This is a genomic window from Actinomadura violacea (assembly GCF_017573465.1).
Classification (GTDB): domain Bacteria; phylum Actinomycetota; class Actinomycetes; order Streptosporangiales; family Streptosporangiaceae; genus Spirillospora; species Spirillospora violacea.
The window spans coordinates 222,651-240,107 of record NZ_JAGEPF010000011.1; the positions used below are offsets into that span (position 1 = coordinate 222,651).

A 17,457-nucleotide genomic window follows, 5' to 3' on the forward strand; every position below is an offset into this window, starting at 1 on the left:
CTGTCACCGTTCGGCGACCGGGATCCGCCCGGCGCCCGATATTCGGACGGGCCCAGACCGCCCTTTCGGACGGCCTGAGCCCGTGCGACGGGTGATCGCGGACCGGTCAGACGATCTGCGCGGCGACCTCGTACCGGGACATTTCGCCCGCGAGGTCCTCCGGGACGCGCGCGTGCAGCAGCGTCCCCTCGGCGACGTGCTCCTGCTTGAGCACCTCGCCGCGGTCGTGCACCCGCGCGACCAGGTCGCCGCGCTCGTACGGCACCAGCGCGCGCACCTCGGCGTTCAGGCCCGGCAGGTCGGCCTCGACGGCCTCCCGCAGGTCCTCGATGCCGAACCCGGTGCGGGCGGAGACGACGACGCTGTGCGGCTCGCGCCGCTGCAGGCGGGCGATCGCCAGGTCGTCGGCCGCGTCCGCCTTGTTGATGACGATGATCTCCGGGATGGCGTCGGCGCCGATCTCGCGCAGCACCTCGCGGACGGCGTCGATCTGCGACTCGGGGTCGGCGTCGGAGCCGTCCACGACGTGCAGGATCAGCCCGGCGTCGGTGACCTCCTCCAGCGTCGAGCGGAACGCCTCGACGAGCTGGTGCGGCAGGTGCCGGACGAACCCGACGGTGTCGGCGAGGGTGTAGGCGCGGCCGCCCGGCGTCTCGGCGCGCCGGACGGTCGGGTCGAGGGTGGCGAACAGCGCGTTCTCCACCAGCACCCCGGCACCGGTGAGCCGGTTGAGCAGGGACGACTTGCCGGCGTTGGTGTAGCCGGCGATGGCGACGGCGGGCACCTCGTTGCGGCGCCGCTCGCCACGCTTGGTGTCGCGGGCCTTGGACATCTCGGCGATCTGGCGGCGCAGCTTGGCCATCCGGGTGCGGATCCGGCGCCGGTCCAGCTCGATCTTGGTCTCACCGGGCCCGCGGCCGCCGATGCCGACGCCGCCCGCGGCGCGCCCGCCGACCTGCCGGGACAGGTTGCCGCCCCAGCCGCGCAGGCGCGGCAGCAGGTAGTTCAGCTGGGCGAGCTCGACCTGCGCCTTGCCCTCGCGGCTCTTGGCGTGCTGGGCGAAGATGTCGAGGATCAGCGCGGTCCGGTCGATGACCTTGACCTGGACGGTCTCCTCCAGGTGCCGCAGCTGGCTGGGCGCCAGCTCGCCGTCGCAGATGACGGTGTCGGCGCCGGTCGCGATGACGACGTCGCGCAGCTCGGCGGCCTTGCCGGAGCCGATGTAGGTGGCCGGGTCGGGCCGGGACCGGCGCTGGACGAGTCCCTCGAGCACCTCCGAGCCCGCGGTCTCGGCGAGCAGCGCCAGCTCGCGCAGCGAGTTCTCGGCGTCCGCGGCGGTGCCCTCGGTCCACACGCCGACGAGGACGACCCGCTCCAGCCGCAGGGCGCGGTACTCGACCTCGGTGACGTCGGTGAGCTCGGTGGACAGTCCCGCGACGCGGCGCAGTGCCCGCCGGTCCTCGAGGTCCAGCTCGCCGGTCATGGGATCGGCCTCGAGCTCGTCGAAGGTCCGGTCTTCGTGGGTCTGGTCTGCAGAGAAAGGTTGAGTCATATGTCCTCGGTAGAACGCCGCGGCGCGGCCGTATCTTCCCCGGGATCGTCTCACGGCCGTCCTCACCGGTCACGTGGTTATCGGACGCCCTCGCACCCGCGCGCCCGTCCCGTCGCCCGGACGGCGCCGCCGCGGTCGTGGATTGGCGGAATCGCGCGCGGGGAGGTCAACGGCACGGCGGGCCGGGCCCCGCTTTGACCGGGCTCCGTACCGCCGAGTAGCGTTACTCCGTAAGACAGAAGTGGAATTTCACGATACGAAAGGGCGAGCAGATGGCCGAACTGGAAGGTGTCGAGGTCAACGGGCCTCTCGGGGAGCGGTACGAGGAGATCCTGACGCCCGAGGCGCTCGGCCTGCTCGCCGCCCTGCAGCGTGAGCTGGGCGGCCGCCGCAAGGAGCTGCTGGCGGCCCGCGCCGAGCGGCAGCGCAGGCTGTCGGAGGGCGGGACGCTGGACTTCCTGCCCGAGACCGCGACGGTCCGCTCCGACGAGACCTGGCGGGTCGCCGACCCGGCGCCGGGCCTGGAGGACCGCCGGGTCGAGATCACCGGCCCCACCGACCGCAAGATGACCATCAACGCGCTGAACTCGGGCGCGAAGGTGTGGCTGGCCGACTTCGAGGACGCCAACACCCCGCTGTGGACCAACATGATCGAGGGGCAGCTGAACCTGCGCGACGCCCTCGACCGCACCATCGACTTCACCGACGCCAAGTCGGGCAAGTCCTACGCCCTCAAGGACGACGCCGAGCTGGCCACCATCGTGGTCCGGCCCCGCGGCTGGCACATGGACGAGAAGCACCTGCTGATCGACGGTGAGCCGATGTCGGGCTCGCTGTTCGACTTCGGGCTGTACCTCTTCCACAGCGCACGCCGGCAGCTGGCCAAGGGCAAGGGTCCCTACTTCTACCTGCCGAAGATGGAGAGCCACCTCGAGGCGCGGCTGTGGAACGACGCCTTCAACCTGGCCCAGGACTCCCTGGAGATCCCGCGCGGCACCGTCCGCGCGACCGTGCTGATCGAGACGATCCCGGCCGCGTTCGAGATGGAGGAGATCCTCTACGAGCTGCGCGACCACTCCGCGGGCCTGAACGCCGGCCGCTGGGACTACCTGTTCTCGGTCATCAAGAAGTTCCGTGACCGCGGCGCCGACTTCATCCTGCCCGAGCGCAACGCCATCACGATGACCGCGCCGTTCATGCGCGCCTACACCGAGCTCCTCGTCCGCACCTGCCACAAGCGCGGCGCACACGCCATCGGCGGCATGGCCGCGTTCATCCCCTCCCGCAAGGACGAGGAGGTCAACAAGGTCGCGCTGGAGAAGGTCCGGGCCGACAAGACCCGCGAGTCCGGCGACGGGTTCGACGGCTCCTGGGTCGCCCACCCCGACCTCGTCCCGGTCTGCCGCGAGGTCTTCGACGGCGTGCTGGGCGACAAGCCCAACCAGCGCGACCGGCTCCGCGAGGACGTCACCGTCTCGGCCGCCGACCTGCTCAACATCAAGGCGACCCCCGGCGACATCACCGAGGCCGGCGTGCGCAACAACATCGACGTCGCGCTGCGCTACCTCGCCACCTGGCTCAACGGCTCCGGCGCCGTCGCCATCCACAACCTCATGGAGGACGCCGCCACCGCGGAGATCTCCCGCTCGCAGGTGTGGCAGTGGATCTACAACGGCGTCTCCACCGCCGAGGGCAAGAAGATCACCAAGGAGTGGGTCGAGCAGCTCCTGGACGAGGAGCTCGCCAAGATCCGCGCCGAGCTGGGCGACGCCTACAACGAGCCGCGCTACAACCAGGCCGTGACCCTGTTCAAGGAGGTCACCCTGGCCGACGAGTACTCCGAGTTCCTCACCACCCCCGCCTACCAGCAGTTCCCGTAACTCCCAGGGGGCACTCCCCTGGAACCCCCGTCACGACGGACGGGCCGTTTCCCGCTCCCCTGGAGCTCCGTGCGAAACGGCCCGTCCGACGAGGGCGGGCGCGGCCCGATCTTGTCGTGCAGGCGGGGGCTGGAGGATGGTGGAGGGGATGGAACCGGTACTGAAGGCGCTGGGCCTGCGGCTCGACGCGCTGCTCGGGCCCGATCGGGTGATCACCGATCCGGTGCGGCTGCGCACGTACGAGTGCGACGGCCTCACCAACCACCGCTCGACGCCCGGGATCGTAGTGCTGCCCGACACCGCCGAGGAGATCGCGGCGATCGTGCGCGCGTGCGCGGAGGCGGGCGTCCCGTACGTGGCGCGCGGCTCCGGGACGGGCCTGTCGGGCGGCGCGCTGCCCCGCGCGGACGGCGTGCTGGTCGTCACGTCCCGGATGCGGCGGATCCTGGAGATCGACATCCCGGGGCAGCGGGCCGTGGTCGAGCCCGGCGTGATCAACCTGGACGTGACCCGCGCGGTGCGGCCGTACGGGTACTACTTCGCGCCCGATCCGTCCAGCCAGCAGATCTGCTCGGTCGGCGGGAACGTCGCGGAGAACTCCGGCGGCGCGCACTGCCTGAAGTACGGCTTCACCGCGCACCACGTGCTGGCCTGCGAGGTCGTGACGCCGGACGGCGAGCTGGTGGAGCTGTCGGCGGACGGTCCCGGCTACGACCTGCTCGGCGTGTTCGTCGGCGCGGAGGGCACGCTCGGCATCACCACCAAGATCACGGTGCGGCTGACGCGGGTGCCCGAGACCGTGCAGACGCTGCTCGCGGCGTTCGGCTCGATCGAGGCGGGCGGCACCGCGGTGTCGGCGATCATCGGCGCCGGGATGGTGCCGGCGGCGATCGAGATGATGGACGCGCTGTCGATCGAGGCGGCGGAGGCGGCGGTGCGCTGCGAGTACCCGCCGGGCGCGGGCGCGGTGCTGATCGTGGAGCTGGACGGCCCGGACGCCGAGGTCGCCGCGCAGTTCACCGAGGTCGAGCGGCTGTGCCGGGACGCGGGCGCGTTCGAGATCCGGATCGCCGCGGACGACGCGGAGCGCGCGCTGATCTGGAAGGGCCGCAAGTCGGCGTTCGCGGCGGTCGGCCGGATCAGCCCCGCCTACCTGGTGCAGGACGGCGTCATCCCGCGCACCGCGCTGCCGCGGGTGCTGGCGCGGATCGACGCGCTGTCGGCGGAGTCGGGCGTGCGGGTGGCGAACGTGTTCCACGCCGGGGACGGCAACCTGCATCCGCTGGTGCTGTTCGACGACGCCGAGCCGGGCGCCGCGGAGCGCGCGGAGGAGGTGTCGGGCGCGATCCTCGACCTGTGCATCGAGCACGGCGGGTCCATAACGGGCGAGCACGGCGTGGGCGTCGACAAGTCCCGCTACATGCCGCGGATGTTCACCGACACCGATCTGGACACCATGCAGATGGTCCGCTGCGGGTTCGATCCCGCGGGATTGTGCAACCCCGGGAAGGTCTTCCCTACACCGCGGTTGTGCGGCGAGGTCCCGGGCGTGCGGAAGGGCCCGCACCCGTATGAGGGAAAGGCGGACATCTTCTGATGCAGCCGTTGGACGCCCTGGCGAAGGTCTGCGGCGACGTCCGTACAGGTGAGCCCGCGGAGGGCGTGCTGGGCGTGCAGCCCGCGCTCGTCGCGGCGCCCGCGTCCGCGGCGGAGGCCGCGGAGGTGATGCGCGTCGCCGCCGAGCACGGCCTGTCCGTGGTGCCCCGCGGCGCCGAGACGCGACTCGACTGGGGGACGCCTCCAGACCGCTGCGACCTCCTGGTGGACACCCACCGGCTGAACAGGCTGGTCGAGCACGCCTCCGGCGACCTCGTCGCCACGGCGGAGGCGGGGCTGCCGCTCGAAACGCTCGCCGACAGGCTCGCGGAGAAGGGCCAACGGCTGTCCCTGGACGTTCCACTGCCCGGTTCCACGGTCGGCGGGACGATCGCCACCGCGGCCTCCGGCCCGCTCCGGACGCTGTACGGGACGCCGCGCAACCTCGTCATCGGGCTCACGGTCGTCCGGGCGGACGGGAAGATCGCGCGGTCCGGCGGGAAGGTCGTCAAGAACGTCGCGGGGTATGACCTGGGGCGGCTGTTCTCCGGCTCGTACGGCACCCTCGGGCTCATCGTGGAGGCGACGTTCCGCCTCCATCCGGTGCCCGCCGCGACCGCGTGGGTCACCTGCCCGGTCAGCGGGCCGGAGGAGGCGCACGAGGCCGTTCAGACGGTCCTGCACTCCCCCGTGGCGCCCAGCGCCCTCGAATTCATCGGTCCGGGGACGGTCGCGGCGCTGCTGGAGGGCGTTCCGGACGGTGTCGCCGCGCGCGCTGGGCAGTTGGTAAAGCTGCTCGGTGACGAGGCCGAGATCACCGAGCAGGCACCGGACGACTGGGGCCGCTATCCGGACGGCACCACGCTCATCGACGTCGCCGCACCACCGCCTTCACTCCGCGAACTGATCGGCGTCGTCAACGGCATACAGCACGGCGTGGCGATGACATGGAGCGGCAGCGGACACGGACAGATCGGTCTCCCCTCCGGCCTGACCGCCGAGGAGGTCTCCGCGGCCCTCGGTGCGCTACGCGACGTCCTAGGCCGTCACAAGGGCGGCGCCGTCGTCCGCTATGCGCCGGAAGAAGTGCGCAATGAGATCGACCTGTGGGGGCCGGTGCCGGCCCTCGCGCTGATGCGCCGGGTCAAGGACCAGTTCGATCCCGATCACCGGCTGTCCCCCGGCCGCTTCGTGGGAGGAGTTTGATGAGCGCCCAGGACGACCTCCCCAAGCTCCTCGGCGACTGCGTGCACTGCGGTTTCTGCCTGCCGACATGCCCCACCTATGTCCTGTGGGGCGAGGAGATGGACTCCCCGCGCGGCCGTATCCACCTCATGCAGCAGCATGCGGAGGGCGCTCCGCTCAACGCCCCGATGGTGCAGCACTTCGACCAGTGCCTCGGATGCATGGCGTGCGTGACGGCGTGCCCGTCCGGTGTGCAGTACGACCGGCTCATCGAGACGACCCGCGCGCAGGTGGAACGCGAGCATCCCCGCTCGCTCAAGGAGCGGGCCGTGCGCGAGGCGATTTTCCGCCTGTTTCCGTACAGGCGTCGTCTCCGCGCGCTGCGCGGCCCACTGCGCGCGTACCAGAAGTCAGGTCTGGACCGGCTGGTGCGGCGCAGCGGCGTACTGGAACGCATCTCGCCGTCGATCGCGGCGATGGAACGTCTCGCGCCGCCCCTCGGCAAGGCGCCGCGCCTGCCCGAGTTCGTCGCCGCGCGCGGGAAGCGCCGCGCGACGGTCGGGATGCTGACGGGCTGCGTGCAGGGCGAGTTCTTCCCCGGCGTCAACGCGGCCACGGCGCGCGTCCTGGCGCTCGAAGGCTGCGACGTGGCCATCCCGAAGGGGCAGGGCTGCTGCGGGGCGCTGTCGCTGCACTCCGGCCGCGAGGACGAGGCGCGCGCCTTCGCCCGCCGGACGGTCGAGACCTTCGAGTCCGCCGACGTCATCGTGGTGAACTCGGCGGGCTGCGGCTCGGCGATGAAGGAGTACCGGACGCTGCTCGCGGACGACCCCGCGTGGGCCGCGCGCGCGGAGGCGCTGTCGGCCAAGACCAGGGACCTCGCCGAGTTCCTCGTGGAACTCGGGCCCCAGTCGGAACGGCGGCCACTTCCGGTCACCCTCGCCTACCACGACGCCTGCCATCTGTCCCACGCGCAGGGCGTCCGCTCCCAGCCGCGCGCCCTGCTGGACGGCATCCCGGAACTGACCGTCCGGGAGATCGCCGAACCCGATCTCTGCTGCGGGTCCGCCGGCACCTACAATCTCCTCCAGCCGGAGGCCGCCTCCGAGTTGGGCGACCGCAAGGCGGTGAACGTGGACGCCACCGGAGCCGAACTCCTCGTCGCCGCCAACCCCGGCTGCTCCATGCAGATCGCCACCGCGCTGCAACGCCGCGGCGCCCACATCGCGGTCGCGCACACCGCGCAGGTGCTGGACGCCTCGCTGCGGGGGCTCGGCCGCGACGCCCTTGTCGGACGCACTTCGTAAGGCCCTGACCAGGTCGTTCCGCCGCTTCCCCGGCAGGGGAGGCCCGGCCGCCGTGGTTCCGGTCGTCCTGTATCGTGTCTGGCCCCTGCAGGCAGGACGCGCTTACTGGGCCCGGAGCAGGCCCGAGGGAGCACGAGAAACGTGTCGAACAGCTACAACTCACACCGCCGAAGAAAGAAGCGCGGCGCGGGCCGGCTCGGCCTCGCCGGCGCCGTCACGGGCGTCGTCGGCATCGCCGCCGTCGCCGCCGGGATCGTCTACTTCCGCCCGGACGGCGACGCGGGCGGCGGCACCGGCCGGCCCTCGCTCGCCAGCCAGGGCGAGACGGGGGCGCAGAGCAGCGCCCCGCTGCCGAAGACCGGGGCGCCCGTCAACTTCACCACCCCCGAGGGCTACGGCTACGGCCTCGCCGCGGTGAAGGCCGGGACGGACCGGCAGCCTCTCGGCGCGACGGAGGCGCCGCCGTCCGGGACGACGTACGCCTACGCCGACTACGTCCTCACCAACAGCCAGCGCAGGCCCGTCCTGCTGGACTTCCCGGCCGACCTGTTCATGCCGAAGTCGCAGGTCCCGGCGGACGCCCAGGACCGCTGCATGCCGCAGCCGGGCATCCCCGACGACCTGTGCACGCTGCCCAACCACAGCAAGATCACCGCCCGTCTCGGCGGGTCGAAGGCGCCGGTCAACGACGACGGCGACCAGATGATGCCCGCGGGCGCCACCTACCTGGTGCGGATCGCGACCGATCTGCCGGTGAAGGACGGCCTGTCCGCCGGCGACCTGAAGATGTACGTGTGGAACGCCCGCTACACCAGCGACCGCAAGGGCGTCGAGATCGCCTTCCCGTAGCAGGGCGCTCGGGATCACCCCGGGCTCGTGAAGCCGATGTCCTGGTAGCCCGGCTCGTAGAAGCCGCGGGCGCCGATGTTGGCCAGGTCAGCGCGGACCGCCACGAGCTGCGGACGCTGGTACAGGGGCAGGACGACGGCCTCCTGCCAGACGAGCCGGTCCGCCTCGTTCACAAGGACGTGAATCCTCGCAGGATCGATCTCCGCGATCGCGCGGTCCATGGCCGCGTCGATGGCGGACGTTCCCGTGCGCGAATAGTTCTGCTGCACGCGGTCGCCGTGGGGTTGGGCGAAGACGGCCTGCATGGGCGACACCGGGAACGAGGTGCCGAGCCACGAGAAGGGGATGATGTCGAAGTTCCCTGGGGTGACGTAGTGGTCGAACACGTCGTCGGCGGGGACCGCGTCGATGTCGACGCGGACGCCGATGCGCCGCAGTAGCGCGCGCGTGAGCTCCCCTTCCTGCTCGCTGATCGGGACACCGGCGGGGATGACGAACCGCAGCGCGAGCGTCCGGCCGCCCTTCTCGCGGTACCTCCCGTGCAGGGCCCACCCGGCCTGGTCCAGGATCCGGCGCGCGGCGGCGGGGTCGTAGCCGCCCAGTTCCGCGGAGTCGTCCTGGTACCCGTCCTGGGTGTTGACGTAGAAGTGGTTGCCGAGGGTCTGGATCGGCACTCCGAGTCCGGACAGGTCGGAGCGCGCGATGGCGCGGCGGTCGATGCCGAGCATGACGGCGCGCCGAACCCGCAGGTCGGACAGGATCGGACCCGCGGCGTTGAACGTGAAGTGCCGCCAGTCGGGGCCGCCCGCCCTGCGGACGACGGCTCCGGGGACGGCCTCGGCGCGGTGCAGGGCGCCCGCGTCCATGCCGACGTCCATCAGGTCGATCTCGTTGCTGGCGAACGCGCCGGGCATCGCGCTGGTGTCCATCGCCCGGTAGACGATCCGGTCGAGCTTGGCGGGCGGGCCCCACCAGCCGGGGTCGCGCACCATCGTGACGGTCTTCGCCGTCTGGTCGATCTTCTGGAGCTTGAACGGGCCGGCGGTGACCGGCATACGGTCGACCCAGCCGGTGTTGAACTGCTTAGGCGTCGAGTACGCCACTGCCGGATAGAGCGGGCTGAAGAGGCTCCGCCAGTCCGCGTACGTGTCCGCGAAGGTCACCTTGACGGTGTGGACGTCCGCGCCTTGCTCGATGCTCCGGATCTGCTTGTATCCGGTGACGGTCGAGACCTCGTAGCGCGGGTCGCTGCCGGACAGCGCGCGCGCCTGCGCGGCGAAGTCGCGGTAGCTGATCGGCCTTCCGTCGGACCAGTGCGCCTCCGGGTTGAGCCGGTACGTGACGACCTGGCCATGGCCGCTGCGTTGCAGATCGGCCGAGCGGAGGTACTCGGGCACCGGGTGCGGGACGGCCTTCTCGTCGGCGCGCATGAGATGCGGCAGCGCGCCCTGCATCACCTGCTCGACCGACCCCTTCGTCCCGTTGACGTCGTTGAAGTTCCACTGCGAAGGGAACTCCGGGAGAGGCCAGCGGAGCGTGCCGCCGTTGCGGACGTGGTCGCGCGGGGTCGGGTTGACGTCCGAGGCCGGCAGCCCACCGGCCGCCCGGGTCGTCGCCTCGCCCGGCCCCGGGCCGCCGCATCCACCGGCGACCGTGGTCGCGGAAACGAGGAGAAGGGCACCCAGCAGGCGCTTCACAGGACGGCTCGGGCTTCGGCGAGGGGATGATGGCAGGCGGCCCATTGGTCGCTTTCTCGGTCGGTGCTCATGGGACGGGGCATGGGGTCGTGCTCTTGGCATCGGCGGGCCTCCACCGCGCCCAGTTCGGCGTACCGGGGGCAGCGCGAACGGAAGCGGCAGCCCGGTGGAGGGGCCGTGGGGTCGGGAAGGTCCCCGCGCAGGGGGACGCGACGGCGACGGCGTTCCAGGCGGGGATCCGGTAGCGGCACCGCGTCCAGCAGCGCGCGCGTGTAGGGGTGGGCGGGATGGCCGTACACCTCGTCCACGGAGCCGATCTCCACGATGCGGCCCATGTACATGACGGCGACGCGGTCGGCGATGCGGTGGACGACCGCCAGATCGTGCGCGACGAACAGGTACGCGATGCCGAGCCGGGCGCGCAGACCTTCGAGCAGGTCCATGACGCCGGCCTGCACGGACACGTCGAGCGCGGCCACGGGCTCGTCCAGCAGCAGGAGCCGCGGCTCCAGCGCGAGCGCCCGGGCGATGCCGACGCGCTGCCGCTGCCCGCCCGACAGCCCGTGCGGATACCGCGCGGCATGCACGGGCTCCAGCCCGACCAGGTCGAGCAGTTCCCGGACGCGGCCGCCCGGCGCGCGCACGCCGTGCGCGGCGAGCGGCTCGGCGATGATGTCCGCGACCCGCATCCGGGGGTCGAGCGAGGTGAACGGGTCCTGGAAGACGACCTGGACGTCGCGCCGCAGCGCCTTGCGGCGCGACCGGCGCAGTGCGGCGGTGTCCTGCCCGAGCACGGCGACGCGCCCGCGCTGCGGGCGGGCCAGCCGCAGGATCTCCATCAGCGCCGTCGTCTTGCCGCAGCCCGACTCGCCCACGAGCGCGAGCGTCTCGGCCTCCCGGACGTCGAACCCGATGCCGTCCACGGCGTGCACGGTGCCCGCGCGCCGCCGGAACAGCGTCCCGCGGTAGAGCGGATGGTGCCGGACCAGGCCGTCGACCTCCAGGACGGCGGGGCGCTCGCGGCGCGGCGGGCGGACGGGCGGGAGCACCGGGTCCGGCAGCGGGAAGACCTCGTCGGGGTCGGCCGTCGCCTCGGTGTTGACGCACGCGGCGGTGTGCCTGGCCGGCCCGACCAGGGCCGGCTCCGGGTCGCCGTCGGCGCAGGCGTCCACCGCGACCGGGCAGCGCGCCCGGAACGCGCACCCGCCGCCGGGCGCGGACGCGACGACCGGCCCTGCTCCCTCGACCGCCGCGAGCGGTGCTCCCTCGACCGCCGCGAGCGGTGCTCCCTCGACCGCCGCGAGCGGTGCCCCGTCGATCGGCGCGGGACGGGCGCCCCCGGCCACGCCCATCCGCGGCAGCGACTGCAGCAGCCCGATCGTGTACGGCATCCGCGGGCGCCGGTAGACCTCCTCCACCGGCCCCGACTCCACCGCCCGGCCCGCGTACATCACCATGATCCGGTCGGCGAACCCGGCGACGACCCCGAGGTCGTGGGTGATCAGCACGATGGCGGCGCCGGTCGCCTCCTTCGCCGCCCTCAGCACGTCGAGGACCTGCGCCTGCACGGTGACGTCCAGCGCCGTCGTCGGCTCGTCCGCGACGATCGCGACCGGGTCGTTCGCGATCGCCATCGCGATCATCACGCGCTGCCGCATCCCGCCGGAGAACTCGTGCGGGTGGGCGCGAGCCCGCCGCGCCGCCCCGGGGATGCCGACGAGGTCCAGCAGTTCCACGGCCCGCGCGCGCGCTGCCGGCCACGTAGCGCCCGAGTGGATCCGGACCGCCTCCGCGATCTGGTCGCCGACCGGGTGGACGGGCGTCAGCGCGGACAGCGGATCCTGGAACACCATCGCCAGGTCCTTGCCGCGGACCCGCGACAGCTCGGCGTCGGACCGTCCCAGCAGTTCCTCGCCGCGCAGCCGCACCGAGCCCGTCACCCGCGCGTCCGGCGGCAGCAGCCCCATCATCGCCAGCGCCAGCGCGGTCTTGCCCGACCCCGACTCGCCGACGACCCCGAGCACCTCCCCCGCGCCGACGTCGAAGCCGACCCCGCGCACGGCGTCCACGCCCGGCGCGTACCGGACCGTCAGGTCCCGGACCGCGAGAACGGTCACCGGCCACCCCGCCGCGGCCCGGACTCCGGGTCCAGCACGTCGCGCAGGCCGTCCCCGAGCAGGTTCACCGCCAGGACGATCAGGACGAGCATCCCCGCGGCCGCCGCGAACGGCCACGGACAGGCGGTCGCGGCGCCCTGCCCGTCGGCGACCAGCGTGCCCAGCGAGACGTCCGGCGGCCGGACGCCGAACCCGAGGTAGGACAGCCCGCTCTCGGCGACGACCGCGACGCTGACGTTCACGCTCGCGTCCACGACCAGCAGCGACGCCAGCTGCGGCAGCACGTGCCGGACGATCGTGCGGACCGGGCCGGCGCCGAGGAACCGGGCGGCCAGCACGTACTCGCGCTCGCGCAGCGACGCCGCCATGCCGCGCACCGCCCGCGCGGTGATCATCCAGAGCACCGCCGCGAGCAGCGGCACCAGCGCACCGCCGCCGAGCAGCGGCACCAGCACGGCGACGAGCAGGAACGAGGGCAGGACCAGCAGCAGGTCGGTCCCCCACATCAGGATCCGGTCGAGCCGGCCGCCGGCGAACCCGGCGACGGTGCCGACCAGCCCCGCGAGCCCGGTGGACAGCACGGCGACGGACAGGCCGATGACCAGCGACCGCCGCGTCCCGCGCAGGGTGAGGGCGAGCACGTCGCGGCCGCTCTGCGTGGTGCCGAGCCAGTGCTGCGCGGACGGGCCCTGCCGGAACGCGGCGAAGTCGGTGTCGTCCCAGCCCCAGCGGGACAGCAGCGGCCCGGCGAACGCGGCCGTGAACAGTCCCGCGAGCAGGATCAGCCCGGCGACGGCCCGCTTGCTGCGGGCCACGCGCCGCGGCAGCCGGGGCGCGGCGGGAGCCGGTAGGCCAGGCGCGTGCTCGGCCGCGGTCCGGGCGATCAGTCCGGTGGTCATGCGGCCGCCCCGGACCGTACGCGGGGGTCGAGGAACCCGTGCAGGACGTCCGATACGAGCCCCGCCGACAGGACCCCGCACGCCGCGAGGAAGCTGATCGCCGCGACGACGTTGACGTCGCCGCGCGAGATCGCCTCGACCAGCCATTCGCCCATCCCGTGCCAGCCGAAGGCCTGCTCGCAGAACATGCCGCCCAGCAGCAGGAACCCGAACGAGTAGGCGAAGTAGGTCGTCATCGGTATCAGCGCGGTGCGCAGCCCGTGCCGCAGCAGGGCGGTACGGTGCCGCAGCCCTTTCGCGCGCGCCGTCCGCACGTAGTCGGCGTGCAGGACGTCCAGCATGAGGCCGCGCTGGTAGCGGCTGTAGAAGGCGACCTGGGTCAGGGCGATGGTGACCGTAGGCAGAAGCAGGTGCCGTACGCGATCCGCCAGTCCGCCGAGCGCACCGAACGTCCCGTACGCCGCGCCTGGAGTGGTCTCCCCCACCCAGGCGAACACGTGCATCCCCAACGCGTCGTTGGTCTTGGCCGCGGCGATCTGCAGCAGCACCGCCAGCACGAACACAGGGACGGCCAAGAGCAGGTACGAGCCGAACGTGATGAAACGGTCCGCCGCACGCCCCTGCCTTATCGCCGCGTAGGCGCCCACCAGGATCCCCAGCGCAGATCCCAGGATCGCGCCTGGGGACAGCAGCCGCACGCTCACTCCGAGGCGCCGCCACAGTTCCGCGTTGACGGGCTGGCCCTCCCAGGTGCGGCCGAAGTCGCCGTGCAGGACGCCCGCCGCCCAGGTGCCGTATCGCACCGCCAGGGACGTGCGGTCGTTCAGGTTCAGCCTGGTCAGCTGCGCGTCCACGACCGACTCCGGCGGACGGGGCGCGCGGCCGTCGAAGTTGGCCCGCGGGTCGAGCACGGCCGCGGCGAGGAGGTAGGCCAGGCTCGCGGCCGCCACCGCCAGCACCGCGCAGTTCGCGAACCGGCGCAGCAGGAACGCCGCCATGTCCCTCCTCCCGCCGCACGCACTGATCACAGAATGCTAGGGACCGATCACGCAAAGCACGGGAGAAACGCCGACAGTTCCCGTTTCCGTTGCCCGGATCGCCCGGCGGACGCCGGCGCGGAGCCGCTCCACCGCACCCGCGGACGCCCAGAGTGTCCTGAGCTGGGCGGTCTGTTCTCCGCGCCCGGTTCCGCGGCTACCATCACGGCACGCGCCGCGCCCCCGCGCCACACCTCGGCGCCGCACGGAGGCCGGTGTCCTCAGGCGGACGCCGTCATGGGTGCAGCACGACGACCCGGACGTTTTAACATTCCATTACTTTTGATTCGGGGGAGCGCACATGGACACCGCCGGGCACGGCCGCGGGCACGCGGCACGCGCGGCGGTCCCGCTCGCCCTGGCGGCGGTCCTGGCCGTCGCCGCGTCGCTGCTGATCGGCACCCGGCTGCCCAGCGGCGTGCGGCTCGTCTGGTGGCACCCGGAGATCGTCATCGCGCTCTTCTGGACGCCGGTCGCCGCCGTGCTGCTGCGCCAGCGGGCCGGGCTGCGGGTCGGCTGGCTGATGCTCGGGGCCGGGTTCAGCGCGGCGGTGTACGTCCTGGTGCTCAACCTCGGGCCGTGGTTCACGCTGCACGGCTGGGCCGGGGCCGCGTTCCTGCGGTGGCTCGGGACGTGGCTGTGGGCCGTCGACACCTACGCGCTCACCCTGGTCCTGCCGCTGATCTTCCCGGACGGGCGGGTCGTGACGCGCTGGTTCCGGCCCGTGCTGTGGCTCGCCTGCCTGGTGCCGGTGGTCGTGTGCGTGCACCTGACCATCGACCCGGGCGTCCGGCGGTTCCACAACGGCGTGTCGGTGTACCCGTTCGAGAAGATCCCGGTCGCGATCACCGTCCTGATCCTCGGCACGCTCGCCGGGGGCCTGCTGTCGCTGGTGGTCCGGTTCATCCGGTCGTCGCCCGACGTGCGGCGGCAGATCGCGTGGGTCGTCTACCCCGGCGTGATCGCGCAGGCCGTCATCTTCGTCGGGGAGAACAGCGCGATCGGCGACCCGCTGCGCGACCTCAGCATCGCCGCCGTGCCGATCTGCATCGCGATCGCCATCCGCCGCTACCGGCTGTACGACATCGACCTGGTGGTGAGCCGGACGCTGGTCTACGCCGGGCTGGTCGTGGTGATCACCGGCGTGTACTTCGCGCTGGTCGGGGCGGCCGGCCTGCTCGCGCACGGCTACGGGACGCTGGCCGGCCTCGCGGGCGCGATCGTGGCGGGCGTGGTGTTCGAGCCGGTCCGGCGGCGGCTGCAGCGCGCGGTGGACGGGCTGATCCACGGCGAGCGCGACCCGTACCGGATCGCCGACCGGCTGAACCGGCGGCTGCAGACCGCGGTCGACCCCGCCGCGGCGCTCGCGGTCGCCGCGGAGGTCGCCCGCTCGGCGCTGCACGCCACCGGCGTCGTGATCGAGGTGCTGGACCGCGAGGGCCGCACGGTGTCGGCGGAGGACGGCGTGCTCGGCGACCGCCCGCAGCTCATCCCGCTGGTGTGGCACGGCGAGCCGGTGGGCCGGCTGCTGTTCGGCGTCGTCCGCCCGCCGGACGCCCGGATGTCGGGGATCCTCGCCCGCAACCTCGCCGAGCTGGCGAACGCCGCCCGGCTGACCGCGGACGTGGCGCGCTCCCGCGAGCGCATCCTGCGCACCCGGGAGGAGGAGCGCCGCCGGCTCCGCCGCGACCTGCACGACGGGCTCGGCCCGACGCTCGCCAGCCTCGCGATGACGGTGGACGCGGCGCGCATCACCATGAGGACCGACCCGGAGGCCGCCGACGCGCTGCTGGAGAACCTGCGGACGATGATGGGCCGCACCATCGGCGACATCCGCGAGCTGGTGTACGGGCTGCGCCCGCCGGCGCTGGACGATCTCGGGCTCGCGGGCGCCATCCAGGCGCTCGGCGGCGTCGTCGCGACGGGCGACGGCCCGCGGGTGGACGTCCACGTGGAGGGCGACCTCGAGCGGCTCCCCGCCGCCGCCGAGGTGGCCGCGTACCGGATCGTGCAGGAGGCGCTGACGAACGTGCACCGGCACGCCAAGGCCGACTCCGCGGTGGTGCGGCTGTACCTGAACGGCGATCTGCATGTGACCGTCGGTGACGACGGTGTGGGGCTGCCCCCGCAGATGCGCTCGGGGATCGGCATGTCCTCCATGCGCGAGCGCGCGGCGGAACTCGGCGGATCCTGCACGGTGGGGCCGGGGCCCAAGGGCGGAACGCTGGTCCGCGCCCGGCTGCCCGTCACGGGTGCCAGGGGCTGAGCTTCCAGGAGTCTCCGGGGCCCTCCGGGTGGGAGGGCCGGTGACCGCCCCCCGCCAAGAAGGTCGCCACCGGCCCTCGGGCTCCGTACGGCGCCGGGGCTCCCATCCCGGTCCATACGGGCCATTCACCAGAGGGTGTGCAAGAGAGAAATTACGCGGTGCACGGTCCCGTTGCGGAGGGACACTTGTCCCGATCGATCCGGGACCGTGCCGGACGCACCGTCTGCCCTGGTCAGTACGGGGTTCGTCAGATCCAGCCGGGCCGGGTCTCGCCCTCGGCGACCAGGACCGCGGGGCCGCGCAGGTGGCTGGTCCTGCCGTCGAGGGTGACGGTGAGCCGCCCGCCGGGGACGTCCACGGTCCACTCGCCAGGGCCCGCCGTGCCGGCCGCGGCGGCGGCCACCGCGACCGTCCCGGTGCCGCAGGAGCGGGTCTCGCCGGAGCCGCGCTCGAACACGCGCATCTCCAGGTGCCGGTCCCCGACGGGGCGGTAGAACTCGACGTTCACGCCCTCCGGGAAGACCACGGGATCGAAGTCGGGGCCGCGCGTCAGGTCCAGCACGGAGACGGGCTCGTCGACACGGCACGCCAGGTGCGGGTTGCCCATGGACACCCGCTCGCCGCGGAAGACGGCGCCCCCGAGGGACGCCTCACCGGGCCCGAGCGCCACCGGGGCGCCCATGTCGACGCTGACGTCCCCGGACGCCCCGAGCGACACGCGCTTGAGGCCGGCCCGGGTGGCGATGTCCCACTCGCCCGGCGCGGCGAGGCCGGCGTCGACGAGGTAGCGGGCGAACACGCGGGTGCCGTTGCCGCACATCTCGGCGATGCCGCCGTCGGCGTTGCGGTAGTCCATGAACCACTCCGCGCCGTCGACCCCGTCGGCGTCCGCGGCGTCCATGGCCTTGGTCCGGACGACCCGCAGGACGCCGTCCGCCCCGATGCCGGCGCGCCGGTCGCACAGCCGCGCCACCGCCTCCGCCGTGAGGTCGAGCGCGCCGTCCGGGTCGGGCAGGATCACGAAGTCGTTCTCGGTGCCGTGCCCCTTAACAAACCGCATCATTCGATCGTA

12 protein-coding genes are annotated in these 17,457 nt (G+C 72.9%); 6 read left to right on the plus strand and 6 right to left on the minus strand.

Annotated elements, in window-relative coordinates:
- Nucleotides 1-106 precede the first annotated feature (106 nt).
- Nucleotides 107-1,552: a GTPase HflX gene (gene hflX / locus J4709_RS19200; protein WP_208242598.1), complete on the minus strand. Its 1,446-nt coding sequence runs from the start codon at nucleotides 1,550-1,552 to the stop codon at nucleotides 107-109.
- 272 nt (nucleotides 1,553-1,824) lie between these two features.
- Here hflX and aceB point away from each other — a divergent pair, with 272 nt between their 5' ends.
- From aceB to J4709_RS19225, 5 genes are all read left to right on the plus strand, one after another.
- Nucleotides 1,825-3,432 carry a malate synthase A gene (gene aceB / locus J4709_RS19205; RefSeq protein WP_208242600.1) on the plus strand — a complete coding sequence of 536 codons (1,608 nt, stop codon included), beginning with the start codon at nucleotides 1,825-1,827 and terminating at the stop codon, nucleotides 3,430-3,432.
- Nucleotides 3,433-3,580: 148 nt separating this feature from the next.
- Nucleotides 3,581-5,029: an FAD-linked oxidase C-terminal domain-containing protein gene (locus J4709_RS19210; RefSeq protein ID WP_208242602.1), complete on the plus strand. Its 1,449-nt coding sequence runs from the start codon at nucleotides 3,581-3,583 to the stop codon at nucleotides 5,027-5,029.
- A complete protein-coding gene (locus tag J4709_RS19215) occupies nucleotides 5,029-6,234 on the plus strand; it encodes an FAD-binding oxidoreductase (RefSeq protein ID WP_208242604.1) in 1,206 nt (401 codons plus the stop codon). The genes J4709_RS19210 and J4709_RS19215 overlap by 1 nt, the downstream gene beginning before the upstream one ends.
- Nucleotides 6,234-7,520: a (Fe-S)-binding protein gene (locus J4709_RS19220; RefSeq protein ID WP_208242605.1), complete on the plus strand. Its 1,287-nt coding sequence runs from the start codon at nucleotides 6,234-6,236 to the stop codon at nucleotides 7,518-7,520. Before J4709_RS19215 ends, J4709_RS19220 begins: the two co-directional genes overlap by 1 nt.
- 141 nt (nucleotides 7,521-7,661) lie before the next feature.
- Nucleotides 7,662-8,369: a hypothetical protein gene (locus J4709_RS19225; protein WP_208242607.1), complete on the plus strand. Its 708-nt coding sequence runs from the start codon at nucleotides 7,662-7,664 to the stop codon at nucleotides 8,367-8,369.
- 14 nt (nucleotides 8,370-8,383) lie between these two features.
- Here the strand turns inward: J4709_RS19225 and J4709_RS19230 are convergent, their stop codons facing one another.
- Genes J4709_RS19230 through J4709_RS19245 form a run of 4 tightly spaced genes read right to left on the minus strand, consistent with a single transcriptional unit; the run spans nucleotide 8,384 to nucleotide 14,080 of the window.
- Nucleotides 8,384-10,066 (minus strand): ABC transporter family substrate-binding protein, encoded by a 1,683-nt coding sequence (locus J4709_RS19230; RefSeq protein ID WP_307801363.1) that lies wholly within the window; start codon nucleotides 10,064-10,066, stop codon nucleotides 8,384-8,386.
- Nucleotides 10,063-12,183, minus strand: coding sequence for a dipeptide ABC transporter ATP-binding protein (locus J4709_RS19235; protein WP_208242611.1), 2,121 nt, complete (start codon nucleotides 12,181-12,183; stop codon nucleotides 10,063-10,065). The genes J4709_RS19230 and J4709_RS19235 overlap by 4 nt, the downstream gene beginning before the upstream one ends.
- Nucleotides 12,180-13,082, minus strand: a complete 903-nt coding sequence (locus tag J4709_RS19240) for an ABC transporter permease (RefSeq protein ID WP_208242613.1) — start codon at nucleotides 13,080-13,082, stop codon at nucleotides 12,180-12,182. The genes J4709_RS19235 and J4709_RS19240 overlap by 4 nt, the downstream gene beginning before the upstream one ends.
- Nucleotides 13,079-14,080 (minus strand): ABC transporter permease, encoded by a 1,002-nt coding sequence (locus J4709_RS19245; protein WP_208242616.1) that lies wholly within the window; start codon nucleotides 14,078-14,080, stop codon nucleotides 13,079-13,081. The genes J4709_RS19240 and J4709_RS19245 overlap by 4 nt, the downstream gene beginning before the upstream one ends.
- A 340-nt stretch (nucleotides 14,081-14,420) precedes the next feature.
- Here J4709_RS19245 and J4709_RS19250 point away from each other — a divergent pair, with 340 nt between their 5' ends.
- Complete coding sequence (locus J4709_RS19250; protein WP_208242618.1) at nucleotides 14,421-16,385, plus strand: sensor histidine kinase; 1,965 nt, start codon at nucleotides 14,421-14,423, stop codon at nucleotides 16,383-16,385.
- A gap of 247 nt (nucleotides 16,386-16,632) precedes the next feature.
- Here J4709_RS19250 and dapF read toward each other — a convergent pair whose 3' ends face one another.
- Nucleotides 16,633-17,445: a diaminopimelate epimerase gene (gene dapF / locus J4709_RS19255; protein WP_208242619.1), complete on the minus strand. Its 813-nt coding sequence runs from the start codon at nucleotides 17,443-17,445 to the stop codon at nucleotides 16,633-16,635.
- Nucleotides 17,446-17,457: the final 12 nt, after the last annotated feature.